At 44.7% G+C, this 24,863-nt stretch carries 23 protein-coding genes; 14 read left to right on the forward strand and 9 right to left on the reverse strand.

Features of this window, described 5'->3' with window-relative positions; translation table 11 throughout:
- The first annotated feature begins 117 nt into the window (after window positions 1–117).
- The 10 genes from R7Z47_RS04075 to R7Z47_RS04120 all read left to right on the forward strand — a co-directional run bounded on the left by R7Z47_RS04075 (window position 118) and on the right by R7Z47_RS04120 (window position 7,720).
- Complete coding sequence (locus R7Z47_RS04075; RefSeq protein WP_171345940.1) at window positions 118–747, forward strand: PepSY-associated TM helix domain-containing protein; 630 nt, start codon at window positions 118–120, stop codon at window positions 745–747.
- Between the two features lie 21 nt (window positions 748–768).
- Window positions 769–1,308, forward strand: a complete 540-nt coding sequence (locus R7Z47_RS04080; protein WP_033906231.1) for a DUF2271 domain-containing protein — start codon at window positions 769–771, stop codon at window positions 1,306–1,308.
- Window positions 1,309–1,323: 15 nt separating this feature from the next.
- Window positions 1,324–2,154, forward strand: a complete 831-nt coding sequence (locus R7Z47_RS04085) for a DUF4198 domain-containing protein (RefSeq protein WP_025768070.1) — start codon at window positions 1,324–1,326, stop codon at window positions 2,152–2,154.
- A 42-nt stretch (window positions 2,155–2,196) separates the two neighbouring features.
- A complete protein-coding gene (locus R7Z47_RS04090; protein ID WP_005374251.1) occupies window positions 2,197–2,517 on the forward strand; it encodes a hypothetical protein in 321 nt (106 codons plus the stop codon).
- Entirely contained in the window at window positions 2,514–3,065 is a 552-nt protein-coding gene (locus tag R7Z47_RS04095; protein ID WP_318129837.1) for a DUF6162 family protein, read from the forward strand. Before R7Z47_RS04090 ends, R7Z47_RS04095 begins: the two co-directional genes overlap by 4 nt.
- Before the next feature lie 22 nt (window positions 3,066–3,087).
- A complete protein-coding gene (locus R7Z47_RS04100; protein WP_062730845.1) occupies window positions 3,088–4,014 on the forward strand; it encodes a metal ABC transporter solute-binding protein, Zn/Mn family in 927 nt (308 codons plus the stop codon).
- On the forward strand, window positions 4,014–4,742 hold the full coding sequence (locus R7Z47_RS04105) for a metal ABC transporter ATP-binding protein (RefSeq protein ID WP_017635536.1): 729 nt from the start codon (window positions 4,014–4,016) through the stop codon (window positions 4,740–4,742). The genes R7Z47_RS04100 and R7Z47_RS04105 overlap by 1 nt, the downstream gene beginning before the upstream one ends.
- Complete coding sequence (locus tag R7Z47_RS04110; RefSeq protein ID WP_005393560.1) at window positions 4,742–5,617, forward strand: metal ABC transporter permease; 876 nt, start codon at window positions 4,742–4,744, stop codon at window positions 5,615–5,617. Before R7Z47_RS04105 ends, R7Z47_RS04110 begins: the two co-directional genes overlap by 1 nt.
- A 22-nt stretch (window positions 5,618–5,639) precedes the next feature.
- Entirely contained in the window at window positions 5,640–6,509 is an 870-nt protein-coding gene (locus tag R7Z47_RS04115) for a metal ABC transporter solute-binding protein, Zn/Mn family (protein ID WP_033906236.1), read from the forward strand.
- Window positions 6,510–6,724: 215 nt separating this feature from the next.
- Window positions 6,725–7,720, forward strand: a complete 996-nt coding sequence (locus tag R7Z47_RS04120; RefSeq protein WP_017635534.1) for a porin — start codon at window positions 6,725–6,727, stop codon at window positions 7,718–7,720.
- Window positions 7,721–7,938: 218 nt separating this feature from the next.
- Here R7Z47_RS04120 and R7Z47_RS04125 read toward each other — a convergent pair whose 3' ends face one another.
- The 4 genes from R7Z47_RS04125 to speA form a co-directional block, all read right to left on the reverse strand.
- Window positions 7,939–10,104, reverse strand: a complete 2,166-nt coding sequence (locus tag R7Z47_RS04125) for a S9 family peptidase (RefSeq protein WP_213867528.1) — start codon at window positions 10,102–10,104, stop codon at window positions 7,939–7,941.
- 311 nt (window positions 10,105–10,415) lie between these two features.
- The gene (gene emrD / locus R7Z47_RS04130) at window positions 10,416–11,621 is read right to left on the reverse strand and encodes a multidrug efflux MFS transporter EmrD (protein ID WP_213867529.1); all 1,206 of its coding nucleotides are present in this window, start codon (window positions 11,619–11,621) and stop codon (window positions 10,416–10,418) included.
- A gap of 409 nt (window positions 11,622–12,030) precedes the next feature.
- Window positions 12,031–12,951 carry an agmatinase gene (gene speB, locus R7Z47_RS04135; RefSeq protein ID WP_053307121.1) on the reverse strand — a complete coding sequence of 307 codons (921 nt, stop codon included), beginning with the start codon at window positions 12,949–12,951 and terminating at the stop codon, window positions 12,031–12,033.
- Window position 12,952: 1 nt separating this feature from the next.
- Window positions 12,953–14,863, reverse strand: coding sequence for an arginine decarboxylase (speA, locus tag R7Z47_RS04140; protein ID WP_411913051.1), 1,911 nt, complete (start codon window positions 14,861–14,863; stop codon window positions 12,953–12,955).
- A 323-nt stretch (window positions 14,864–15,186) separates the two neighbouring features.
- On the opposite strand from speA, the gene R7Z47_RS04145 reads away from it, so the two are divergent.
- Complete coding sequence (locus R7Z47_RS04145) at window positions 15,187–15,912, forward strand: MBL fold metallo-hydrolase (protein WP_213972892.1); 726 nt, start codon at window positions 15,187–15,189, stop codon at window positions 15,910–15,912.
- 66 nt (window positions 15,913–15,978) lie between these two features.
- Here the strand turns inward: R7Z47_RS04145 and R7Z47_RS04150 are convergent, their stop codons facing one another.
- The 3 genes from R7Z47_RS04150 to R7Z47_RS04160 form a co-directional block, all read right to left on the reverse strand.
- Window positions 15,979–16,407 carry an ATP-dependent zinc protease gene (locus R7Z47_RS04150; protein ID WP_005374226.1) on the reverse strand — a complete coding sequence of 143 codons (429 nt, stop codon included), beginning with the start codon at window positions 16,405–16,407 and terminating at the stop codon, window positions 15,979–15,981.
- Window positions 16,408–16,472: 65 nt separating this feature from the next.
- Entirely contained in the window at window positions 16,473–17,378 is a 906-nt protein-coding gene (gene rimK, locus R7Z47_RS04155; protein ID WP_005374224.1) for a 30S ribosomal protein S6--L-glutamate ligase, read from the reverse strand.
- Window positions 17,379–17,707: 329 nt separating this feature from the next.
- Window positions 17,708–18,322, reverse strand: coding sequence for a TetR/AcrR family transcriptional regulator (locus R7Z47_RS04160; protein ID WP_025768062.1), 615 nt, complete (start codon window positions 18,320–18,322; stop codon window positions 17,708–17,710).
- A 155-nt stretch (window positions 18,323–18,477) separates the two neighbouring features.
- Here R7Z47_RS04160 and R7Z47_RS04165 point away from each other — a divergent pair, with 155 nt between their 5' ends.
- Window positions 18,478–19,491, forward strand: a complete 1,014-nt coding sequence (locus tag R7Z47_RS04165) for an MBL fold metallo-hydrolase (RefSeq protein ID WP_213879698.1) — start codon at window positions 18,478–18,480, stop codon at window positions 19,489–19,491.
- 95 nt (window positions 19,492–19,586) lie between these two features.
- On the forward strand, window positions 19,587–19,931 hold the full coding sequence (locus R7Z47_RS04170) for a DUF5329 family protein (RefSeq protein ID WP_033906240.1): 345 nt from the start codon (window positions 19,587–19,589) through the stop codon (window positions 19,929–19,931).
- Here the strand turns inward: R7Z47_RS04170 and R7Z47_RS04175 are convergent.
- Window positions 19,899–20,798 carry a LysR family transcriptional regulator gene (locus R7Z47_RS04175; protein WP_053349393.1) on the reverse strand — a complete coding sequence of 300 codons (900 nt, stop codon included), beginning with the start codon at window positions 20,796–20,798 and terminating at the stop codon, window positions 19,899–19,901. The genes R7Z47_RS04170 and R7Z47_RS04175 overlap by 33 nt on opposite strands.
- 1,337 nt (window positions 20,799–22,135) lie before the next feature.
- On the reverse strand, window positions 22,136–22,474 hold the full coding sequence (locus tag R7Z47_RS04180) for a YggL family protein (protein WP_005374208.1): 339 nt from the start codon (window positions 22,472–22,474) through the stop codon (window positions 22,136–22,138).
- Window positions 22,475–22,740: 266 nt separating this feature from the next.
- Here R7Z47_RS04180 and R7Z47_RS04185 point away from each other — a divergent pair, with 266 nt between their 5' ends.
- On the forward strand, window positions 22,741–24,777 hold the full coding sequence (locus tag R7Z47_RS04185) for a PhoX family protein (protein WP_005384183.1): 2,037 nt from the start codon (window positions 22,741–22,743) through the stop codon (window positions 24,775–24,777).
- Window positions 24,778–24,863: the final 86 nt, after the last annotated feature.

Here is a 24,863-nt window from a genome sequence, read left to right on the forward strand (position 1 = left end):
ATACCCGAGCTCAGTCTCGGGTATTTTTTTGTCTAAAGTAAACAATGTAAATTAAATGCCAATACGAATGATTATCACCTAAATTATGCCCCACATTTATTGGTGATGATTGTTTCTATGTTGCTTAAAAGCAAAGGTGTTCAAACTTGGGCTCGCCGCCTACATACCTATATTTCGATGGCTCTTCTCTTAGTTACGCTGTTTTTTGCAGTAACTGGTATTACCCTCAATCGCCCCGAATTGTTTGAACGCAGTGAACCTATCATTCAACAACATACTCTGACGGTTCCGCACTCAGTTCTATTCTCACATTCAGATACCTTTCAACCTAATCGTGAAGGGCTGGTGGCTTTCTTGACTAAAGAAACCGAGCTTCGCGGCACTCCCTCCGCACTAGATGTGTATACCGAAGTTGAGCAAGGTGAGTTGTTACTCGGAGAGCTTTCTATGGATTTTAAAGGCCCGGGTTATAACGCTACGGTCTTTATTGATATGACTACTGGTGCAGCAGACGTCGAAACGACGCACTACGGTATTGTTGCGCTGCTGAACGATCTACATAAAGGACGCAACAGTGGTGGGATTTGGAAGTGGTTTATCGACGTCACTGCGCTTTTGATGGTGTTTTTTGTTCTTACAGGCGTGTGCTTGTTACTGCCTAAGAAGAAGACGCTCAGAACGTCAATGCAATGGATGAGCTTTGGTACGTTACTGTCGCTCGTAATTTATTTTGTTGCTGTTCCATAACAGCTTTTTTAGAGAACACTTATGTTGAACACAGGAAGATTTTTCCGCCGTAATCACTTTTGTAAAGCCGCTTTGATCGCGGCTTTTGCTCCTTTCTCTCTTTCCGCGGCGCCTCTACCAGATAACGCGAAGGTCGACTTCGAACTCGAACTTCCAAAGATAGATACCTCAATGTATGCACGCCCTTATGTGGCGGTTTGGGTTGAAAACGATCAGCGTAAACCGGTTAAAACCATCCAGTTATGGGTAGGGAAAGACGAATGGTTAAAAGATCTACGCAGCTGGTGGAGAAAAGCGGGTCGTTATGATCGTGAACTTGTTGATGCGGTGACTTCTGCAACACGTCCTGCTGGTCAATACCGCTTTGTCTGGGATGGAACCAATGACGCAGGGGAGCGTTTGGAACAAGGAAATTACACGTTGTACGTCGAGGTCGTTCGTGAACACGGTGGGCGAAACTACTTACGTCAAAAAATAACGCTAGCGGACAGTGACGTGCGCTATGAGCTTAAACCAACACAAGAGACGGGTGTCATCACCGTCAATTATCAAGTTAAGTGATTAAAGGACACAACAATGAAAACCAAAATGAAAGCAGTGGCATTGGCGAGTGTAATGGCAATGGGATTGGCTGTAACCACCACCGCACAAGCACATCCACGTTGGGTTCTGCCCTCTCACTTTACGGTTTCTAAAGAAGGCGGTGACTGGCTGACATTTGATGTTACTGCCTCTCACGGAACGTTTGTTTTTGATAAGCCTGCGGGTAGTGACCAGGCATTTGTGGTGATGCCGGATGGCCGCTCTGAGCGTCCTAACTTTGTTGTTCGTGGCAAGCGTCGCTCTATGTTTGATTTCTTTTTTACAGAAGAAGGCACGCACAAAGTCGCGATTAATAATCAGCCGAGCTACTACACACAATACAAAGCGGGCCGTCGTGATACGGTGAAATGGGCGCGAGCAAGCAAAGCTGAGCGTGGTGATGTGCTTCCCGAGCAAGCGCGTGATGTGGTTACTCAACTAAGTTACACCCGAGCAGAAAGCTACATTACGGTTGGTATGCCAACGGACAAAGCGTTGGAGATTGAAGGCAAAATGCTAGAGATGAAACCGATCACGCATCCATCGGACATCATTGAAGGTGAGCCTGTGACTTTCCAGTTTTTCTTTAACGGAGAGCCACAAGAGGGCGTTACTGCTGAGATTACACGTGAAGGGACCATGTACCGAAACCATCAAGAACAAATCGATGTGGTGAGCGATAAAGATGGCAAAGTGATTTTCACGCCAGAAGTCGCCGGGCGCTACTTAATGAAAGCGAACTACAAAGGTGAATTGAAAGATAATCCATTGGCGGATAAAGCGAGTGCCAATGTTCACCTAACGTTTGAAACTCAACTTAACTAATCGAATTAGGCTCAGCAATTGCTGGGCCATTTTGGAATTATCATGAATAACACTTCTCTTCTAAAAGCGGTTTTGCTTTTTTCTGGATTTGCGTCCTTTCACGCTGCTGCACATTTTCCTCTGATGAGCTGTCACTTGGCGCAAGATAAAGTGATTTGTGAAGCGGGCTACTCGGATGGATCCACAGCGGTCGACTACGATGTCGAAATGTACGATTACGACGACAATCTGATCGCCAAAGAAAAAACAGATAAGCGTTCCATCGCAGAATTTACTCACCCTGAAACAGATTTCTATTTGGTATTTGATGCCGGACATGAAAGCCCGGTGGAAGTGGATATCGTTGAGCTGAAAGAGAAATGAGTGTACAGAAAGTTCGCCCTGATGATGGTAACCGAGAAGGAAAGTGGGTCGCACTGACAATCGCAGCAATTCTCAGTTCAGCAGCCATACTTATGCCCTACCATCAGGTCGAGGCTGAAAAGCCAGACATTCAGTCTCATCAAGTGTTAATCACGGATTTACATCAAAATGAGTTGGGGTTGATCGCTGAACTTAAGCTCGCTCATGAAGAGATTCGTGATTTGCAGTTAGATACCGGAACTTGGCCTGAGATCTCTGATATGGAGGCGCTTTGGATTGCTCCATTCGTGAAAGACCAAAACTGGAAGCGTAAAGGTTCTCATCAGTGGCAACGAATTGATGATGGTGCCTACATTGGCGTGAAAACCAGTGCCCAAGGCTCTGCTTCCATGCTGTTGGATAGCCGCAGTTCTCAAGCTGATATTTGGTTTAATGATTCTAGCCGTTCGTTACATGTGGAGGGACTAAGCGATCTAGCTAAACGCCACGATTTCGGTTGGAAACAAATCGTTCTGTCAGACTCTTCCTCTCACTCTCACGCCCATTAAGACAACATAATTGATAAGTACTATGATCAAACGCTCTCTTTTACGTCGTATTCTTACAGCCACCGCGTTATTGGCGGTGTCTTCTACAGGCTTTGCTGCCGAAAAACTCAGTATTGGTATTACGCTACAACCTTATTACAGCTATGTTAAAGCCGTTGTTGGTGAGAAGGCGGACATCATTCCTTTGGTTGATGCCGGTTTTAATCCTCACAACTATTTGCCACAACCTAATGATCTTAAGCGCTTAAATGAAATGGACGTAATAGTGATCAATGGTATTGGTCATGACGATTTTGCACTGAAAGTGATCAAGGCTTCTCAGCGTGATGATCTCGTGGTTATCGAAGCGAACAAAGAAGTGCCTTTATTGCCCGCTATGGGGCAGTCTGTTGGTCAAGGAGCAGTGAACCCTCACACCTTTGTCGGTCTATCAACAACCATTCAAAAGGTTTACACCATCGCGAGTGAGCTAAGCCAATTGGACCCAGACAATGCTACGTTCTATCGCCAAAATGCTCGTAAATACGCGAAAACATTTCGCCTGATGAAGCGTGATGCAATGTTGTCTCTTGGTGAGTTGGACACGGCTGGTATGAAGGTGGCGACAACCCACAATGCTTACGGATATATCCTTCAGGAGTTTGGTGTTGACGTTGCCGCTGTCATTGAGCCTGCTCATGGCGTTGAACCAAGTGCAAGTCAGCTACAGGAAACGATAGAGAAAATTCGTGAATCGGGCATTGATGTTCTGTTTTATGAGCTCAATATGCCGAATCGCTTTGTTGATACCATCGAAGAGGCGACTGGGGTGCAGCTTTATCGCTTTTCTCACATGACTCACGGTGAGTATGAGGCTGATAAAGTCGAGGTTGAGATGCGAGATAATGTGGAAACACTAATCGAAGCCATGAAATTTGTGGCGAGTAAGCGAGCAGGGGAAAAGGCGTAATGACTGGACCTTCCGTTTCCTTAAGTAACGTGGGCCTAAAATACGCCGACAATATCATTTTGCAGAACATCAGCGCCGAATTCGAGAACGCGAAATGTCACGTGATTATGGGACCGAACGGCGGTGGTAAAACCTCTTTGCTTCGTTCGGTACTTGGACTCACGCCATTTTCGGGAAACATAGCGCTCAATTGGCCAGAACCATCAGCTGCATCGGGGAAGATAGGGTATGTGCCACAAAAAGCGATGTTTGAAGCAAGCCTCCCGTTAACCGTGATGGATTTTGTACTGCTTAACCAAACTCGTATCCCTCTATTTTGGCGACGTAAAACGAAACAAACTCAACATGCCCTGGCCCAGCTGGATCGCGTGGGTATGGCAACGCGTAGCGACCGTCGTATGGGGCAACTCTCTGGCGGTGAGCAACAGCGTGTTTTGTTTGCGCAAGCTTTACTGGATGAGCCCAATTTATTGGTTTTAGACGAACCTACAACTGGCATGGATGAGCAAGGTGTTCGATATCTTGAAGGTTTGATTCATGAAGTCGTTGGAGAAGGCAAAACGGTGCTGGCAGTACATCATGACGTGACCGCAGTGCGCCGTTTAGATGCGCAGGTCCATGTCGTAAATCGTCAAATTGTGGCGTCAGGTCACCATTCAGATGTGCTAAGCCCTGATCGTATAGAAACATTATTTAAGCACTACACAGCAAAAGTGGAGGCTGCATAATGGATTGGTTGCGAGAGTTAGCGGTTAGCGGCGTTGAAGCTGGATGGTTAAGCGATAGCTTTTCTTATGCTTTCATGGTGAACGCAATTGTGGCAGCGCTGATATTAGGACCATTACTTGGTGGTCTTGGGACATTAGTCATCGCCAAGCGACTGGCTTTTTTCTCTGAAGCGGTTGGGCACGCTGCGCTTACCGGAATCGCGATTGGTGTGTTGCTCGGTGAGCCGCCAGAGAATCCGATCATCGGATTGTTTAGCTTTTGTATGATTTTTGCGCTGTTGCTTCACTTTGTTCGTAATCGTACGAATGTACCTTACGACACACTGGTTGGGGTTTTTCTTGCACTAGCGTTAGCGGTTGGTGCTGCGCTGTTAATGTACGTTGCTCGCAAGATCAACATTCACATGTTGGAGAACGTGTTGTTTGGCTCGATCTTGACTGTGACGGACAACGATATCCTTATTTTAGCGATCAGTTGTTTGATCATATTACTGCTTCTTATTCCAACGTTTAACCGCATTTTGCTAACTTGTATCAGCCCGGATATTGCACGTGTACGCGGCTTTAATACCAGCTTTTATGATTACTTATTTGTCATGATGATCACCTTGGTCACCATCGCCGCGGTAAAGATTATTGGCGCGGTATTGGTTGGTGCATTGCTACTGATTCCTGGTGCAACGGCTAGGTTATTGACTAAACGCATGGGCAGTTTTGTTCTCCTTTCTTCTTTATTGGCAACCATTGCGTGTTTAGTAGGAACCATACTGCCGATGGAGCTTGAGCTACCAGTGCCATCAGGCGCATCCATCATCATTGTTTCTGCGGCATTTTTCCTAACAGCAACGGTTTACCGAATTATCCAAAAAGCGTAACCCTTTTTATAAAGTAATGAACATGAAGATAAAAAAATTAGCGATAACTTTTGGTTTGGTTATAGCGACGACACTTCCATCGTTGGCAGGCGCCAAAGACATTTTAACCAGCACTCCCGTCACGTACATGTTGTCTGAGCAACTCATGAAAGGTACAGGGATAGAGACTCAGTATCTGCCTCCAAAGCGTTACGGCGTTGAGCGTCTTGAGAACTGGTTCGCAAATAAAGGTACAGAGCAAGTTAAGCAAGCGGGTCAAGCCGCGACGGTTGCTGTTACTCTTGGTGCGATTTGGAAACAAGACCCGACTTATGTTTACGCTCGACAGGGCAACATTCACTTGATTGAAATCGATGCATCGCAGGCCATTTCTCCTAGAGCTCAAGGAGTTGCAGTACTGACATTGGAAAACGGGTCAACATCGAAGTACGCATGGCTGAACCCTACAAACTTAATCCGAATGGCGGGCATTGTTGGAGAGGATCTACAACGTGTATATCCTGAACACCAAAAGGCTATTCAAACGAATCAACAGGCTCTTATGCTCAATGTGCGTGAACTGATCAACCAACAACAGGCAGAGATCTTCGATAAAGGCATCGATTCAGTGGTACTGATGAGTGAGTCATTAGAGGACTTTGCCTCTGGCAACCAATTGTTTGTGGTTGGGCGCGAATTTAAGCCGGAACTCGAGTGGACAGAAGAAGACAAATTATCTTTAAAAGCTCAGTTTGAACAAGATAAAACGCTATGGTTAGTGACGGATAAACGACCGTCGAAAACCTTGACATCGCTTATTAAACCGAGCCGCATACTGCAAATTGATGTTATTGACCGCTGGGGCAGTAAGGGTATCAAAACTGAGAAGCCACTCGCACGTTGGGAGATGTGACACGTAAAAAGCCACAGATTTTATGATGGGGAATGAAAAGTTCCCTATTTTTTTGTGACTCAGTTCAAAATGTGAGCATTAATACCACTGGTTGCATAAGAAAGTGTTTGTTTCATTTCTATTTCATTACTACTTTGTTATGTGTTCGTTGCGATTGATTCGGATTTAATCTGTTTCTAAGCGAACCGGTACAAACAACTATACGGATGTTAACAATGAAAATGAAAACTCTAGCCGTTGCAGTGGCGGCACTAGCATGTGGTTCACAGGCCTTCGCAGCAGAAGTTTACAACAGCGATGGTACATCTTTATCGATCGGCGGTCACGTTTCAGTTGGCGTGGGTGAGTATTTCGAAGAAGATGTAAAAGTTCACCAAGTGTCTCCACGTATTAACGTTGCGGGTAAGAAAGACATTGGCAACGGTATTACTATCGACGCTAAAGGTGAATGGGCGCTTAACTACCTAAACGGTGGCGAGCAATCGTTCAAAACTCGTCTAGGTTACATCGGTGCTACTCATGAGCAGTTTGGCCGTTTAGTAGCAGGTACTCAATGGTCACCTTACTACGATGTCGCTGGCGTTGCGGATCTACCAATCGCGTTTGCGAACGACTTTTTGTACGACAACCACGGCAACCTAGGCTCAGCTCGTGCTGATAAAATGCTTAGCTACCGTAAAGGTTTTGAATTTGGTGAAGGTTTTGCTTTCAACCTAGGTCTAGGTTGGCAAGGTGAGCAAACTTCAGATGCAACAACATACGAGCAACGTGGTCAAGTTGCATTGAGCGGTTCTGTAGCTGGCTTTGGTCTAGGCTACGTATACAGCGGTGGTGATGTTAAAAACGCGACTCTAGGTACTAAGAACGCTGAATCACACCTATTCTCTGTAAACTACGGTCAGTACGGTTCAGGTCTATACGCAGCAGTAGTATACGGTATGAACGAGTACTTCTACCAAATGCGTAAAGACACTTCTCAACTTGAAGCTCTTTTGGCATACGGCGTAAACGATTGGACATTCAGCGTTAACTACGAAGGCGTAGAAGACGAAGAAGACAATAAGACAGTTTCAAGCGAAACTGCGCTACAAGCAGAGTACGCTGTAACTCCTGCTTTCGTAACGTTTGCAGCTTACCAGTTTGATCTAGGTAACGACTACAACAATGAAGAGAACGACTACTGGACTCTAGGTGCTCGTTACTACTTCTAATAAATAGGCCAGTTTCTACTGCCTAAACACATTTATTGTGTTAACGCCTACTCGTTGTGAGTAGGCGTTTTTCTTTCTGCTATCCTTTGGCTATAAGAGACGCTAGTCATTCTGTGCTTAGGTAACCCCACTCTTTGTTTAGAGAGTGCGTCTATAAAAAATGCCCGCAACTTGCGGGCATTTTTGTTGTTAGAAGAGATGCAGTTCTATTAATACGCTTATTTTTTATCGAGTAAATCGAGGAAGAAGGCATACTCTAGCGCATCTTCTTTTAAGCGTTTAAATCGACCAGATGCGCCGCCGTGTCCGGCTTCCATATCGGTTTTGAACAACAAGACGTTATCGTCTGTCTTCATTTCACGAAGTTTGGCGACCCACTTCATTGGTTCAAAGTACTGTACTTGAGAGTCGTGCAAGCCAGTCGTTACCAACATGTTCGGGTAGTTTTGCGCCTTGATGTTGTCGTAAGGCGAGTAACTCAACATATAGTCATAGTATGTTTTGTTATTTGGGTTACCCCATTCATCATACTCATTGGTGGTCAATGGAATCGATTCATCGAGCATGGTGGTTACCACGTCCACAAACGGAACATGTGCACCGATACCGCGGTACAGTTCTGGTGCTTGGTTGATGATAGCCCCCATTAAGAGACCTCCTGCAGAGCCACCAACAGCGAAGACTTTATCTTTCGCGCCGTAGCCTTGTTCAACCAAACCTTTAGTCACATCAATAAAGTCGTTGAATGTGTTTTGCTTGGTTAGTTTTTTACCGTCTTCATACCAAGGGCGGCCAAGCATTTCAGATCCACGAATATGAGCAATGGCGTAAACAAAGCCGCGATCCAATAGACTCAAACGTGTCGAGCGGAAAGTTGGCTCAATGGTTGCGCCATAAGATCCATAACCATATTGGTAGAGTGGATTCGTACCATCTTTCTTAAATAAGTCTTTACGATACACCAAAGAAACGGGTACTTCTTTACCGTCACGGGCTGTGACCATGATGCGTTCTGATTGGTAATTGTCAGGATTAAAATCACCAAGTACAGGTGTTTGCTTCATGATTTCTGACCCGCCCGTTTTTAGATCGAAATCGTAGTAGGTTCCTGGAGTGGTTAAACTGCTGTAATAAATACGAACTTTCTCGTTATCCAGCTCTAGGTTACCTGTCAAATAGGCAGCAAACGCATCGTCATTAAATGTGAGGGGGAGTTCTTTTCCTGTTGAAAGCTGACGTACAGTGACGCTTGCTAGGCCGTTAGAGCGCTGCTCATAGACGATGTGATCATCGAATAACTCGAAGTCGACAAGTTGAGTGTTGTCGTCTGCGGCAATCACATCTTGCCATTTAGAGCGGTCATGCATGTCATTTTGATGAACTTTCATCAAACGGAAGTTGACGGCTTGATAGTTAGTATAAATGTAGTACCAATCGCCTAGCTTAGAAATACTGTATTCAATGCCATCTTCACGAGGATAGAACGGTTTCGCCTTTGCTTTAGGGTTGTTCGCATCAATAATAGAGACCCCACTGGTTTCTGTACTCGAATGCCAGATATAAATATCTTCGCCATCTTTGCTTTTGCTTAGTGAGGTGTAATAGGCGCTGTCGGTTTCCTCAAAAATCAGCTCATCGCTGCTTTGTGGTGTGCCCAATACATGACGATAAACTTGGTAGCCCAATAAGGTCTGTGGATCTTTTTTGATGTAGTAAAAGGCGTTGTTATCGTTCTGCCATGCGACAGCGCTTGAGGCCCCTTCGATTTCATCTTGTAGGTAATTGCCTGTTGTCAGGTCTTTGATCTTAAGGGTGTACACGCGGCGGCTTAATGTATCTTCGCCATACGCCAATAAGTTTTCATTCGGACTAACGTATAGGCCGCCGATACTGAAAAATTCATGTTCTTTTGCTAGTTCATTGACATCTAAAATGATTTGTTTGTCTTTGCCTGCAAAGTCTTTAGCTCGCAAATGGACTTCGTACTCGTTATCTCCGGTCACTTCACTTGAGTAGAAGTAGTTTCCTTTACGAACAGGTACTGAGTTGTCGTCTTTTGCGATACGCCCTTTAATTTCTTCAAATAGCGTATCTTGAAATGTTTCAGTGTGCTTTAGAACGGTTTCTGCGTACAGATTTTCTTTCTCTAGGTGCTGTAAAATTTCAGGGTCTTTACGTTCGTCGTCACGCATCCAGTAGTAGTTATCAACGCGGGTATCGCCATGAATAGTCATCGCGTGAGGGACTTTTTTCGCAACCGGAGCTTGAGTTTGTTGAGCAACGATCTGTGCTTGGGAGTATTGAGTCATGCTGGGGATTCCTTGATTGCTGCATCCGGCGACAAGCGCGACCGAGACGGCCAACGTAGTTAAAGTGAAACGCATCTGATTTTATCCTTATTGTACACCCAAGTGGCCTCATCCTGAGGGCTGGGCTTTCATTTTGTTAGTGGTTTTCAGTTGTCCATTCTTTGTTATGGGGTATACCGAAAAAGTGAGAATCCTCAATATTTCCGAGTTGGATACTCAATTTGAAGGAAGCTGAAAACACATTGTGTAAGCAGCTGTTATTTTTAACAAATATCAATTCGAAAGTTAAATCATTCTCATCGGGAAATCGATATAGTGTGATATGAAAAAAGGGACACACTTGTTGAGTGTGTCCCTTTTGGATTTTGAAAGTAAGCTGATAATGATCAGATAACTTGCGGTACTTCGTTTGAGTGATTGTGTGCTCGATTCACCCACATTAACCCAAGCATTGCAATTACCGACATTACCATCATCAAAATGCCCAAAGGCATCTGGTTATGCGCTGGAAATAGTGACGCGAGCAAAGTTGCGACACCTGCCCCCAAGTTTTGCATGCCACCCAATGTCGCGCCTGCTGTTCCTGCATGGTATGGGAATGGCGCAATCGCTCCAGTTGTTGCTGCTGGGAAGAGAATACCCGCACCCAAAAAATACACGGTTGCGCCTCCAACCAGCGTTAATGCCGTGGTTAAACCAAACAAGCCTGGGATGAGCACAATAGCAGAGCCTACAAAAATAGAGACCAAGCCTACATTTAGAGCACGACGCTCAGAGCGATGTCTTGCGATGTAGCTAGATAAGCCTGCACCCACCAAGTAACCTGGGATCGGCAATATAAACAGCAAACTTACCGTTGTTGCTGGTAATTCTAATACCCCACCTAACAACACCCCAGCCGCCGCTTCGAATACACCCACACCAGCGAATGTTGCAACCAGGCAAATCAAAAAGCCTTGAAAGCGACGGTCAGACAAAACGTGTTTGTAGCTTTTGGCTACTGGTTCGAATTTGCGTTTCTCTTTTGGTAGCGTCTCCATCATGCTTGTCATCATGGTGATCACAACCGCGATAGCAAATAGCGCTAAGAACAAGTAGCTCGACCGCCATCCGAAAGCTTCTGTTAGGTAACCGCCTAATACTGGTGCCATTAATGGTGAGAAAATCACACACATGCTAATTAAGCTGTTTGCTCTGTGTAGATCAGAGCCTTCAAAGCAATCGCGAGTCAGAGTGCGTGACATCGCACCGCCGCAGCCAATACCTAAGCCTTGGATAAAGCTACCAATCAAGAACCATTCAAATTGATGTGCAAATAATGCTACCAGTGTACCCGCGATGTAGATAAGCAGCCCGACGATGATGATCGGTTTGCGTCCCAAGCGGTCCGATAGTGTGCCATACGCAAATTGCGACAAGCCATATGGGATTAGGTAACAAGCCATCACAGCTTGAAGTGATGACGCAGATACCAAAAACTCGCCCGCCATATGACCGATTGAAGGCACGTACATTGTCTGGGTCATTTGACCCACGGCAGTCAATATAGCGATTAAAAAGGTAAGTTTCGCTAATGGAAACGAAGCAGACATTTGCGTATCTCTCCAAAAAATTTAAGACGTAAAAACCCTTAGCGCTCTTTTACAGAGTGCCAACTGAATTCTTGTGTTGCGGGGGTATTTGCGCGAGATAATAGTGCTTGCTTGTATAATTAGCAATCGAAAAGTGTGAAGTTGAGCAAGATAAAAATCTATGATTTCAATTAGAAAAACTAATCCGATTTTGTTTTCAAAAAGCGGTGCATTTCTTTGTCTAATTACGTTAAATTTTTTACTTTTCGTGAATAGAATGAGCCTTATAGGTAACTGGTTTTAATGGTTAAAGTGCAAAAATAAAGCGTCTGCTCGGTTGAGCTGAGTTCACGATGAAACGAGTGAATAAAAGGTAGAGGAAAGCATCAGAAAGAAAAGGGAGCCGAAGCTCCCTTAGAAATGATTATGTCTATTCGCGCTCAGATGCGTATGCGTAAAGCATTTCTAGTGCGATGGTTGCTCCCGCTAGTGCGGTAACATCACTGTGGTCGTATGGAGGCGATACTTCGACAACATCCATACCCACGATATTCATGCCGGCTAAACCACGAATAATTTTCAGCGCTTTGTCTGAGTTCAAGCCACCACAAACTGGTGTACCAGTTCCCGGTGCGAAGGCCGGGTCTAAGCAGTCGATGTCAAAAGTGACATATATTGGCTTGTCTGCGACGGTGCGACGAATTTCTTCTAGGATCTCGTTCACCGACATGTCATTCGCTTGCATCGCATTAATCACATTGAAGCCGTGATCTTGCTGTTTGTACTCCGTACGAATGCCGATTTGTATTGAGTTCTTCGCTGAGATCAAACCTTCTTTCGGCGCATGGTAGAACATCGTACCGTGGTCGTATGAACTGCCATTTGCATAGGTGTCCGTATGAGCATCAAAGTGAATCAAAGCCATTTGGCCATGATGCTTCGCATAGGCACGTAGGATAGGTAGCGTGATGAAGTGGTCACCGCCCAATCCCAACATGGTTTTACCACTTTTTAGAATTTCACTGGTTGCCGCTTCAAGGCGGTAAGTAAAATCTTCCGCATCACCGCAATCGAACACGAGATCACCTGCGTCGATCACTTTCAGTTTATCCAATACGTTGAAGCTCCACGGGAACTTCTTACCTTCCCATGCCAAGTTGACTGAGGCACGGCGAATTGCATCTGGACCCATACGCGCACCTGGACGACCAGATGTTGCCATGTCCAGAGGGACTCCCAACACCACAACGTCTGCGTCTGCCGATACCGGGTTACGAATGTACGGCAGACGTAAAAACGACATAGAGTTGGAGTAAAGCGAATAATCAGTTTTAGTAAACAAATCATTCATATCAGAAGTCCTCTAAATAGGTGTATCCTGCTAGACCTTGTTCTAGTTCTGCTAGGATTTGTGCTTGTTCATTGGCTTCAACTCGCTGTGAAACCAATTGTTTATAATTGTCACGAATCGCATCCACGTCGATATGAACGTAGCGCATCATGTCTTCTACACTATCACCTTCGTTGATGTAACTGATCTCAAATTGACCATGTTCATCAACATTGACTACAGCACTGTGGGTATCACCAAATAGGTTGTGCATGTCACCAAGGATTTCTTGGTATGCGCCTACTAGGAAAAAGCCCATTAGGTACGGTTTGTCTTTGCTCCAAGCAGGTACAGGTAGCGTGCTCTCGATGCCTTGACCATCAACGTAGTGATCGATCGCGCCATCAGAGTCACATGTGATGTCCAACATCACTGCACGACGCTCTTCCGCCTCGCCAAGACCAGAAAGTGGCAGAACAGGGAACACCTGATCAATACCCCAAGCATCTGGTAGAGATTGGAAGAGAGAGAAGTTCACGAAGAACTTATCTGCAAGACGTTCGCTCAACTCGTCCAGAATCGGACGGTGGAAGCGATTCTTAGTGCTCATCTTTCGGCTTAATTCGAAGTAAATGCGTAGTGACAATTGTTCTGCCCACGCACGTTGTTCCAAGTTAAGCACGCCTGTAGCAAATTGAGAGTGCACTTCTGCCAAATCACTTTGGGTATCATTGTAAATCTCAATTAACGCACGAGCGTCTGTACCATCTTGTAAGTTTTCCCAGTTTCGCCACATGTTTTTTAGCAAAAGCGGAGCGTCATCATCAAGCTCATGTACTTCTTCCGGTAGGTACGACTCGGTACCAATTACGTTAGAAATCAATACAGCGTGGTGCGCTGTTAGCGAGCGACCCGATTCCGAAATGATCACTGGCATTGGTTGTTCGTATTGCAGACACACATCGCCCACTGTGTTCACGATATTACGTGCGTATTCTGCAAGGCCGTAGTTCATCGAATTCGATGATTGGCTGCGTGTGCCGTCATAATCCACTGCCAAGCCGCCGCCCACATCGAAGTACTCGATGTTTGCACCGAGTGCGCGTAGTTCGCAGTAGAAACGTGCAGACTCGTTCACACCATTGCGTACATCACGGATGTTTGCCATCTGTGAACCAAGGTGGAAGTGAACCAGTTGCATCGCGTCTAGGTTGCCTTCGCGTTTAAGACGTTCAATAACGCTAAGCACTTGCGATGCTGATAAACCAAACTTCGATTTTTCACCGCCACTTGCTTGCCATTTCCCTGCGCCTTGAGAGGCGAGGCGAATGCGTAAACCAAGGCGCGGTTTTACGCCCAAACTTTTCGCTTCTTCTAGTACCAGATCCAGCTCAGAAAGCTTCTCTAGTACGATGAATACCTTGTGACCCAGCTTTTCACCGATCAGTGCAAGACGCACATACTCACGGTCTTTGTAGCCATTACACACGATTACGGAGCTACCTTGTTGAGCCAATGCAAGTACCGCCAACAATTCTGGCTTGCTACCCGCTTCAAGACCAAGCTGCTTGGTTTCTAGTTGAGCTTGGCTCGCTAGAATTTCATCCACCACTTCACGTTGTTGGTTTACTTTAATTGGGTACACCAACAAGTATTTGTTTGGATATTGGTATTCTTCAATTGCTTGGTTGAATGCGTGGCAAATACCATGCACACGTTGGTGCACGATTTGCGGGAAGCGTACTAATACAGGCAGATTTAACTGCTTCGCTTCTAGCTCATTTACAATAGCGCTGAAAGGGATTTGATGTGCACGATCACTACGTGGTGATACATATACTTCGCCTTGGTCATCAATGCCGTAGAAACCTTGGCTCCAGTAGTGAACGTTGTAGTCCGCGCGGATGCGGTCTAATTTAGTTGCTTTTTCCAACTCGATTCTCACAAAAATGTACTTAACTCCTTAATTAATTAGAAGGAAAAGTACAAAAAAGCAAATCATGAGGCATTTACCTCATACCCTGACACGAACTCCGTGTGCGCGCATTAACGGATAAAAGGGCCCTTGAGTCTAATGATTAAAATCTATCATCTCGATTATGATTTGTTGTCGTCGCTACGTGTGAATATTTGTTTACCGAAGCGTCCATTCTGCTGTTATAGTTGGTCTGACCAGTAAGGATTCGGTCATGAAGCATCTCACTAAAATAAGGACATATTTTGCAGCTGCACAGAATTCAGGGGTACATTCAGACCATGTATCTCGCCGAATATCCCGATAGATTATTGTTGCTTGATGGTGCCAGTCGAGCAGACGTTCCTCATCTTAAAGACTTTATTGAACATCAACTCCATCGTCCTTTTTCTGATCTAAAGTTGGTTGTTGTGACCCACATGCATCCAGACCATGCTGGTGGTGCGCACAAACTACGTGACTTAACAGGATGCAAGCTATTGGCCGCAAAGCGAGAGAACCAGTGGTATAGCGGTGTAGACGGTTGGCTAATGCATTTGACCGATTTGATGTTAGCACGCTGGATGGCGAATCGGATGCGTAAACCAAAGCAAAACCTGTGGTATTCCCGCAAGCTAAAGCCAGATATTGAACTTATTGATGGAGAGTTTATTCCTGGATTTGATGATTGGCAGGTGCTAGAAACACTAGGGCATACCGACCGAGATCTGTCGGTTTATCATTCTGAACAAGATGTACTGTATGTGGCGGATTTAATGGTGCAGGTGAAACAGCATCTGATTGCGCCGTTTCCCATATTTCATCCGAATCAATATCGGCAATCATTAAAGCGTGTGTTTGAGATGAATCCGCAATGTTTGCTTTTGGCACATGGGGGAGAGGTGACTTTGGATGAAAAAGCGTATCAGCACATTTTGAATACAGCGCCGACTAAGCCAATGACGCACTGGCGAGTGACAAAAGTTAAAGCGAAGGGATTGTTGTTTGCGTTATTTCGTAGGAAGTAGGCGAGGATAAAGCCAGACGAGTGATGCTCAACAAAAACGTTCGATCACTCATCTGAAGCTACGGGGTTAAGATGCCAATAAGTGAGATTGGCTAGGATCAACGAGCACTTTGTCTGCCATGCCCTGACGACCTAACAACATCATGTAAGTCATTTTTTCACGGTTAGTCAACGTAATGTCGATTGGCCATTGTTGGTCGCCCATACGCAGTATCGTTGTGATCACGCAGCGGTGCTCAAAAGTACCGTTAGAAGATTTAACCTTACGGTTTGCTTTTAGTTTCGCTGTGCAGCGAACCACTTGTTCTAAATGGTATACATCTGGGTGCAGATCGAATGCAACATAAGACTGACCATCTTTTTCAAAGCAATCAATATTGTCTACATGTAATGAAGAGGTTTGAGCGCCTGTATCAATACGCGCTTCAAGGTGAGTAATCCCTAACTCTGGCAAGCAAATAGCTTCGGCATTCCCAATGATCATTTTCTGATTCATAGTGTCATCCTAGCGACGAGTAACAAGAGAGCCGATTTTTGGCTCTCTTGTGCGTTAAACAAAAATCAACCTTTACCGCGAGTACGGTTTGAATTTGGCTTAGCGTTTTTCTCGATAAAATCGAAGATCATACCTGCAATGTTTTTACCCGTTGCTAGTTCGATGCCTTCTAGACCAGGGGAAGAGTTCACTTCCATTACCACTGGGCCATTTTTAGATTGAAGGATATCCACACCACAAAGGTTCAAGCCCATCACTTTCGCAGCATTTACAGCGGTCGCACGCTCTTCTTTGCTCAAACGTACGAGTTGTGCAGAGCCACCACGGTGAAGGTTAGAACGGAACTCGCCTTCTTTCGCTTGGCGCTTCATTGCGGCAATCACCTTATTTCCGACAACAAAACAACGGATGTCCGCGCCTTTTGCTTCTTCGATAAATTCTTGCACCATGATGTTAGCTTTCAAACCCATGAAAGCTTCAATCACGCTTTCTGCCGCTTTATTTGTTTCAGCAAGTACAACACCAATGCCTTGAGTGCCTTCTAGCAATTTAATCACTAGAGGTGCGCCACCAACGTTTTTGATCACGTCCTGAATATTGTCAGGATGGTGAGCAAAGCCAGTGCGTGGCAAACCGATGCCTTTACGTGATAGCAGTTGTAATGAGCGCAACTTGTCACGAGAGCGGCTGATCGCGACAGATTCGTTGACACAAAATGTACCCATCATTTCAAACTGACGTACAACAGCAGTGCCGTAAAACGTAATAGATGCCCCAATACGCGGAATAACAGCATCGTATTGCGGTAATTCTTCACCCTTGTAGCGGATCTTAGGGTTGTTGCTCGTAATGTCCATATAACAGTGAAGCGTGTCGATCACATCGATTTGATGCCCACGTTCTTCACCCGCCTGTTTTAGGCGCATGGTTGAATATAAATTCTCATTACGAGAGAGAATAGCAATACGCATGGCAATTCCTTAGTAAGTCAGTACCAAATTAAAATATAAGTATAGAGCATAGAATGCAGTAGGCAGGTGATCATGTTATGACATAACCTACTTACTTCAACGATTTAGAATTGTGGTTGAACAACCACGTCGTCAGAGGTGCGCACCTTAGGGCGTTTTTTTGTGAGATGAAAACGAAAAAGCATCGTCGACACGACAAAAATATTTTATCGAACGCTCACGCCTTGCGGTATGAGACTGTCAAGGGTGAGATAAATAAAATTGAGCAAAAATTTCATCGCTTTGTCACGAATTATCGCTTAAAAAAGCGGCCAATTTGACCGCTGTTTTTAGCTGTTTTGATAGTGACTTAAAAAAAGTTCCGCCGTTTGGGTAGCTAACAGCCTAGATTCTTCATTCGACAAAGAGGGGCGAATTCCCATTAACTGCGGCCAGAATGCACTGCCTTTAAGTAAGTTGTGCAATTGAGTGCTTGCTATATGTACATCATCAATTTGCAAAGCGCCACTGTTCGATTTCTCAGTAAGCCAGCGGTATAGGGCGGTTTCCTGTTTCGACATTTGTTCTGCTTGTTCTTTGAGATCTTCCGGCTTAAATAAGAAGTGCCCAAATGCCACTTTTGCCAGCTCAATATAGTTTGGTTCCGTTACCACAATGATCTCGCTGTAGAGTAATTCAATCAATTGATCTTTGAGTGGCAGAGTGGCCAAGCGTTTAATATCGCTTTCCATCATTGACGAACGCCAAAGCTCAGTCAGCAACTCCGTCACGATCGCTTCCTTAGAAGGGAAGTGATTATAGACCGTGCGCTTAGAGACTTGTGCGATTGCAGAGAGCTTATCCATGCTGGTGTTTTGCACCCCAAACTCTTGGAACGCTTGCCTTGCCGCGCACAAGATGGCTTCTCTTTTGGTTTCACTACGACTTTTTCTTTTTACATTCATAAGCTTGCTAAGTTAAGAAGATCATTTCTTGAGCTATTTTACACTAAGTAGTTTACTTTTGATAATTAGAATGTAAACTGCACCGTGTAGTTTACTTTTGTTCGGGTTAACTTTTTATGAAAAAAACTTTGCTAGCCACAGTAGGAGCGTTCGCGATGGGTACATCAATGATTTCTTGTTCTAATGTTGATACTGAAAAAGCGCCAACATACCCGGACAAATTTGCAAATACAGAGTTGGAATACAAAAGCGGTTTGGGCGACATGTTCGAAATCATGAAAGCGTATTTTACGACTGAGCGCCTTAACCCAACACCAACGATTGAAATTCCAGTGCATGCGATCACAGCGCGGCAACTGTTAGAAGAGCAAGATGACGTCATCTATCGTCTGGGTCACTCAAGCGTATTAATGAAGCTCGATGGAAAACTGGTGATGACTGACCCTGTATTCAGTGATCGCGCGTCTCCTGTACAATGGGCAGGGCCAAAACGCTTTCACCAAACCCCCATCACGATAGAAGATTTGCCAACTATCGATGTGGTGGTGATCAGTCATGACCATTACGATCACCTAGATAAAGCTTCTATTAAAGTGCTAGGCGACAAGGTGGGCACTTTCTTGGTGCCGTTAAAAGTTGGCCAATTACTGGTGAATTGGGGTGTACCCAAAGAGAAAGTGATCGAACTAGACTGGTGGGAGTCACACTCTGTTGACGGCATTGAATATACACTAACTCCGACTCAGCATTTCTCTGGTCGAGGTTTGACAGACCGCGATACGACGCTGTGGGGCAGTTGGGTTATCAATGCACAACAACACAAAGTGTTCTTCAGTGGTGACTCTGGTTACTTCAATGGCTTTAAAGAGATTGGCGAAAAGTACGGTCCGTTTGACTTCACCATGATTGAAACAGGTGCGTACAATGAACTCTGGTCAGACATTCACATGTTCCCAGAACAAAGCGTTCAAGCACACATCGATGTGCAGGGCAAAGTGATGATGCCGATCCATAACAGCACGTTTGATTTATCAATGCACGATTGGAATGAGCCAATGCAACGCGCGTTAGACATCAGTGAAGAGCGCGGTGTAACGTTGGTGAGCCCTGAGATCGGTCAACGCTTGGCGATTGCGGAGCCTCAGCCTGCTCAGGCATGGTGGCAATAATTGCTGAACTAAACAGCCAAACACCAGAATAGTTAAGTCACTTATCAGTAGTTACTATTAGTAGTTACGTGGTCAGGGATAAGGATAAAGGTGCGATGAAAGCAAAGTGGACGTTGTTACTTACATTAAGCATTCTGCCGACCTTTGCACTAGCAGGGGTAGAGCAAGATATCTCGACGTTGATAAAACGAGTTGAGCAATCCTCTTGCACCTTTATCCGCAACGGCAAGGCGTACACTAATCAAGAAGCGGCAGAACACATGCGCAATAAATGGGATTACGCCAAAGATGACGTTGATTCCGTGGATGTGTTTATAAAAGAGGTCGCGTCAAAGAGCTGGTTATCTGGCAAACCATATTGGGTGGATTGCCAAGAGGAACGCATTACCAGCGAAGAGTGGCTAACATCATTGATGCGCGCCACCGATCACATCCAATAACACTTCTTTGATGGTCTGATAGCGCAGAGGTAGAGCACGACTGCGCTTACGAACTAGAAATAGCTCTTCACATACAGTGTTTTTCAATTGAGCAATGTGTAACGTGTCTTTTAGCGGAAAATTGTCGACCGCACTTTGAGGCAGCACGGTGAAGCCAAGTCCTTTGCTGACAGGCAGCAAAATTTGGCTCAATTGATTTACGTAGCCGGATAATGGTAAATCGCTCATCTTAATTTCTTGGAGCTGTGGTTCTTCACATTGGTCAAAAAAAAGTGTCATGTAATGCTCGGCATCAGGGTGGCTAATGACACCACAGTCATGCAAGAGTTGTGGCGTTATCTGCTTATTTTGATATTGCTTTGGCAGAACCAAGCACAACCTCTCTTTACCAATTCGCTCACTGTGAAACAGACCTTTGTTGGGAACATCAGTCACGATACCAATATCAATGTGCCCTTGCGTTATGGCGTTGAGAATAGATTGATTTGGCGCGGCTTCTAAATGTAACGATAAGCTCGGGTGCTGTTTTTGCTTCTCCAAAATGGGCCCATACAACATTAACGCCATTGCACCAGAACAAGCCAGTTTACAATGGCCTGAAAACGCATCATCAAAACTGAGCTCTTCGAGCAGCTTCTTTTCTCTATCTTCTAACTCGAGCGCATATGCGTAGACGATCCTGCCTTGCTCGGTTAATTCGAAGCTTTTGTTTTCGCGCTTGATCAAGGCATGCTGACAACTTTGCTCTAATTTTTTGATGTGTTGGCTGACGCCAGGCTGAGTCATAAAAAGTTTTTCTGCCGTTTGCGTAAAATGACCGACTTCAATCAATGTCTTAAATGTATGTAACCAAACAGGATTAAGCATAGTGTGTGATTTTCTGAGAGCTTTGTTGGGAGACGTAAAGAAAATGATAGCACGGTGTTTTATGAAAACAGAGAAGACTTAAACGATAAAAGATGAATCGTTATCAATACATTACAGACAAAATAAAACCCCGCCTGGTTTCCCAGACGGGGCTTATTCTTTTTCGCAGCAATCCAGCTACTAATAGGTGCTCCCTGCATCTATCCTTGATTGTGGCTAAGTCCTTTAACCGAGTTCCTTGTTCATCGCCTTCCTAGCGGTGTCCATTCTTGCCTATCATCCTGACGGGCGAACTCTATCCTAGAGCTTAACTACATCCTTGCTGACAACTCATCCTAAGTTATCAAATCTTCATCCTGAAGATACCCAATCCTTTAGGCTTTTTTCCTGTTCCCGCCAACATCCTGTCGACAAATTGAGTATTGATGTTTTGCTGATTTGACTCAATTAACTTTTCTAAATTATTTTTACTGATTATTTTAAGTGAATTTAAATATTACTTTTAAATCATATATTTAATGTTTTTTCTGGCATTGCTCTTAGAGGTGATTAATCTATTTGCTTACAACTCTTGTAAGAGATCTCGCACAAGTTTGGTGGTGAATGTATTAATGTGCGCTTTTTGTTCCGAGTTCTGTGGATTGAACTGGATCACAATGCGTTAAAAGGGAGACGATAAAGATGAAAGTGAATTGATCTTGAGTAGAGATTTGTTTGAAAAGAAATAAAAATTCTTGCGGTTTTTATAAACAGTATGGTAAATCTGAAATGCCCACCTTGTTAATCCTTATTAAGATTCAATGACAGTATAAGTAGGGAACTTGATTGCCATTTTTCTGTCATATCTGGTGAGTAAGTTAACTGTGTCAGATAGATAATATGCCGTTTGCCAGTAAAAACAGGCTGCAAGAAATCGGTAATTATCATTATGTTGTGAAATTGGTCACGGTTAAATGATTGATTCCCTTATAGATTGAAGGGGATACGACCTTAGACAATAAGCTCCATGAGGAGCGTTACTTATATAAGATGAGGGACTTTACTATGAAAAAGACTAGAAGAGCTCAGCTACATCGTGTGCGTATTCAATACTGGAAAGACACGAAAGACGCCCCAGCTAAAAAATCATAGTTAATTATACCTAAAGGCACGAGCTGGCTGTGGAACACAGTTTCCCGTTGATTGCCAGCTCAAAAACACCACAATCACATTCACTCCGCGCAACTTCCCAAACCCCTATTTTTACTATCGCATTCTTCAAAAAATAAAAAAGCCAGTCTTAAGACCAGCTTTCTCTACCATTTACTGAGCTCTGCGTATTACAGGTTGCCCTTTAGTTACAGGTAGTTGGCGTCAACTAGTTCGCCCGCTTGCGCGCTTTTCACTTCTGGACGTGCTTCTAACCATTTAATAACTTGCGCTTTCTGTTCTTCAGTCGCACTGCCGTAACGGTCAGTAGAACATAGGAAGCCTTCAAACAGTTCTAGACCACCGCCACCGAAGCAAAGACCAAGCTCGTCAATGTAGTCGATAAAGTCATCAACGAATGCATCGTAACGGTCGAAGTCGTTAATGTCTGTTTCACAGCTGATCTCGAAACCTAGGATTGCGAACTCACCTAAGAACAGCTTTTTACGGATACGACGGCTCTTGTTATCGATCTTGTCTAATTTCATGATTATCTCTCGTAGATGATTTGATTTCGTACACCTTATACCTTCTATCACACTTTAGCCCAAGTAAAATCAGAATGAAGCGATACAGTTGGTGATTATGTGACCAGAATTTAATTGCTTCGTTAGCTGTGTTGGTTGGTTTGCAGTATTGTTGAAACACAAGTTTCATATGTTTTAAGCACTTTTGTCATTTTTCTTATCCAAACTTCTTGCCGTTCAACTAATCACTTATTTATTAATTAAACTATAAGATCGGGAAAGTAAAAATGAGCAAGGAAACCTTTGACGCGACGCGTTATAACCAAAGTGAAAACAAACCATTTGAAGAAGTATTAGAAGCGAGCCTATCTCGACGCAGCATTCTGAAAGGTGGTTTAGGTATCAGTGCGATGACAGCGTTTGGTGCTTTCGGATTGGCTGGTTGTAACTCGTCTGACTCAGGGAGTACAGTAAGCAGTGGTTCGGGCGCATCTAAAGCCGTTCTTAACTTTGAATCTATCCCAGGCTCACTCACTGACGCAGTTTCAATTCCACAAGGCTACACCGCACAAGTACTAGTACCTTGGGGAACACCACTTAATGCACAAGGCAGCGCATGGCAAAATGATGGTACCAACACCAGTACCGATCAGTTAAATGCGCTAGGCATGCACCATGACGGCATGCATTTTTTCCCATTGAACGATAGCACTACAGATGGCTTGCTATGTATTAACCACGAGTACATCGACACATCAGCACTGCATCCAAACGGTCCGACGGTTGAAAATGGCGTACGTACCATTGTAGATGAAGTGCGCAAAGAGATTAACGCGCACGGTGTATCAGTGGTTCGCATTCAACTGGAAGATAACATGTGGAAGTTGGTTGATACCGACCCACTAAACCGTCGTTATACTGGTGCGACAGTCATGGATTTGTCTGGCCCGGTAGCCCACACATCTTTAACTGTCACTCGTTTCTCACCAGATGGCAGCCAAGCGCGTGGTACGTTAAACAACTGTGGCAACGGCTACACGCCGTGGGGCACTTACTTAACGTGTGAAGAGAACTGGCCTGGTTACTTTGTTAACGCCGGGACTCGTACAGAAGAGCAAGATCGCATTGGTGTTGATGACCAAAGCACACGCTACTTGTGGGAGACATTAGCAGGTAATGCAGAAGAGCGTCTTGATGAGTTCTCTCGCTTTAATGTGGCTCCAACAGGAGCAAGTGCGATGGATGATTACCGTAATGAAGCCAATGGTCACGGTTACATTGTCGAGATTGACCCTTACACGCAAAACTCACGTGCGAAGAAACGTACTGCGCTAGGTCGTTTCCGTCACGAGGGCTGTACTTTCGGTAAGCTTGAAGAAGGCAAACCAGTGGTATTTTATTCTGGTCACGATTCTCGCTTTGAATACCTATACAAATTTGAATCTGCGGCAGCGTGGGATCCAGCAGATGCTAACCCTGATAACCGCTTGGCGATGGGTGACAAGTACATGGACGAAGGCACACTGTATGTGGCGCGCTTCAATGAAGACAGCACAGGTACTTGGTTACCATTAACGCTTGATAGCGTAACAACCGCTGGTGGTACGTTAGCGGATCACTTTAACTCACTGGCTGAAATTATCATCAATACTGCTGGCGCGGCGGATTTAGTTGGGGCAACACCAATGGATCGACCTGAGTGGTGTACGGTTGATCCATTCACGGGTTCAGTATATTTAACATTGACGAACAATACGCGCCGTACAGATGAAACCAACCCTGCGAATCCACGTTTGAATAACAAGTTTGGTCATGTTATTCGTTGGGATGAAGGTGCTTCAGCAACTGACTTTACTTGGGATATCTTTGTCTTCGGTTCGCCAGCAAATGGTGATGCAGATACCAACCGTTCTGGCTTGAATGAGCTAAACCAGTTTGCGAGCCCAGACGGATTAGCGTTTGATGGCCGTGGTATTTTGTGGATTCAGACTGATAACGGCGCAGATGAAGTCACGTCTTACACCAATGATCAAATGTTGGCTGTTGTTCCATCTAAGCTAACAGATGAGAATGGTGATCAAGCTGTGATTGGTGCGGATAATCAAGCTGAATTGAAACGCTTCTTTGTCGGACCAAATGGTTGTGAAGTAACAGGCTTTACCATCAGCCCTGATTACAAATCATTGTTTGTAAATATTCAGCACCCAGGTAACTGGCCATACAGTGAAGATGCAGCCGAAGAAACGCCTGCTGGTGTTTCTGTGCGCCCACGAGCGGCGACAGTGGTTATTCGCCGTGAAGACGGTGGAGAGATTGCAGTTTAATCTCTAAATGAATAAACACCTTAAAATTCAAGCCCTGCAATTGCAGGGCTTGATGGTTTAGGCGAATGCCTAGTTGCACTTTATAC

It is taken from the genome of Vibrio sp. 1641 (genome assembly GCF_033339995.1).
GTDB lineage: Bacteria > Pseudomonadota > Gammaproteobacteria > Enterobacterales > Vibrionaceae > Vibrio > Vibrio alginolyticus.

Coding starts and splice junctions, on each gene's coding strand:
- R7Z47_RS04075 (WP_171345940.1), top strand. CDS start 118: ATGTTGCTTAAAAGCAAAGGTGTTCAAACTTGGGCTCGCCGCCTACAT.
- R7Z47_RS04080 (WP_033906231.1), top strand. CDS start 769: ATGTTGAACACAGGAAGATTTTTCCGCCGTAATCACTTTTGTAAAGCC.
- R7Z47_RS04085 (WP_025768070.1), top strand. CDS start 1,324: ATGAAAACCAAAATGAAAGCAGTGGCATTGGCGAGTGTAATGGCAATG.
- R7Z47_RS04090 (WP_005374251.1), top strand. CDS start 2,197: ATGAATAACACTTCTCTTCTAAAAGCGGTTTTGCTTTTTTCTGGATTT.
- R7Z47_RS04095 (WP_318129837.1), top strand. CDS start 2,514: ATGAGTGTACAGAAAGTTCGCCCTGATGATGGTAACCGAGAAGGAAAG.
- R7Z47_RS04100 (WP_062730845.1), top strand. CDS start 3,088: ATGATCAAACGCTCTCTTTTACGTCGTATTCTTACAGCCACCGCGTTA.
- R7Z47_RS04105 (WP_017635536.1), top strand. CDS start 4,014: ATGACTGGACCTTCCGTTTCCTTAAGTAACGTGGGCCTAAAATACGCC.
- R7Z47_RS04110 (WP_005393560.1), top strand. CDS start 4,742: ATGGATTGGTTGCGAGAGTTAGCGGTTAGCGGCGTTGAAGCTGGATGG.
- R7Z47_RS04115 (WP_033906236.1), top strand. CDS start 5,640: ATGAAGATAAAAAAATTAGCGATAACTTTTGGTTTGGTTATAGCGACG.
- R7Z47_RS04120 (WP_017635534.1), top strand. CDS start 6,725: ATGAAAATGAAAACTCTAGCCGTTGCAGTGGCGGCACTAGCATGTGGT.
- R7Z47_RS04125 (WP_213867528.1), bottom strand. CDS start 10,104: ATGCGTTTCACTTTAACTACGTTGGCCGTCTCGGTCGCGCTTGTCGCC.
- emrD (WP_213867529.1), bottom strand. CDS start 11,621: ATGTCTGCTTCGTTTCCATTAGCGAAACTTACCTTTTTAATCGCTATA.
- speB (WP_053307121.1), bottom strand. CDS start 12,951: ATGAATGATTTGTTTACTAAAACTGATTATTCGCTTTACTCCAACTCT.
- R7Z47_RS04145 (WP_213972892.1), top strand. CDS start 15,187: ATGTATCTCGCCGAATATCCCGATAGATTATTGTTGCTTGATGGTGCC.
- R7Z47_RS04150 (WP_005374226.1), bottom strand. CDS start 16,407: ATGAATCAGAAAATGATCATTGGGAATGCCGAAGCTATTTGCTTGCCA.
- rimK (WP_005374224.1), bottom strand. CDS start 17,378: ATGCGTATTGCTATTCTCTCTCGTAATGAGAATTTATATTCAACCATG.
- R7Z47_RS04160 (WP_025768062.1), bottom strand. CDS start 18,322: ATGAATGTAAAAAGAAAAAGTCGTAGTGAAACCAAAAGAGAAGCCATC.
- R7Z47_RS04165 (WP_213879698.1), top strand. CDS start 18,478: ATGGGTACATCAATGATTTCTTGTTCTAATGTTGATACTGAAAAAGCG.
- R7Z47_RS04170 (WP_033906240.1), top strand. CDS start 19,587: ATGAAAGCAAAGTGGACGTTGTTACTTACATTAAGCATTCTGCCGACC.
- R7Z47_RS04175 (WP_053349393.1), bottom strand. CDS start 20,798: ATGCTTAATCCTGTTTGGTTACATACATTTAAGACATTGATTGAAGTC.
- R7Z47_RS04180 (WP_005374208.1), bottom strand. CDS start 22,474: ATGAAATTAGACAAGATCGATAACAAGAGCCGTCGTATCCGTAAAAAG.
- R7Z47_RS04185 (WP_005384183.1), top strand. CDS start 22,741: ATGAGCAAGGAAACCTTTGACGCGACGCGTTATAACCAAAGTGAAAAC.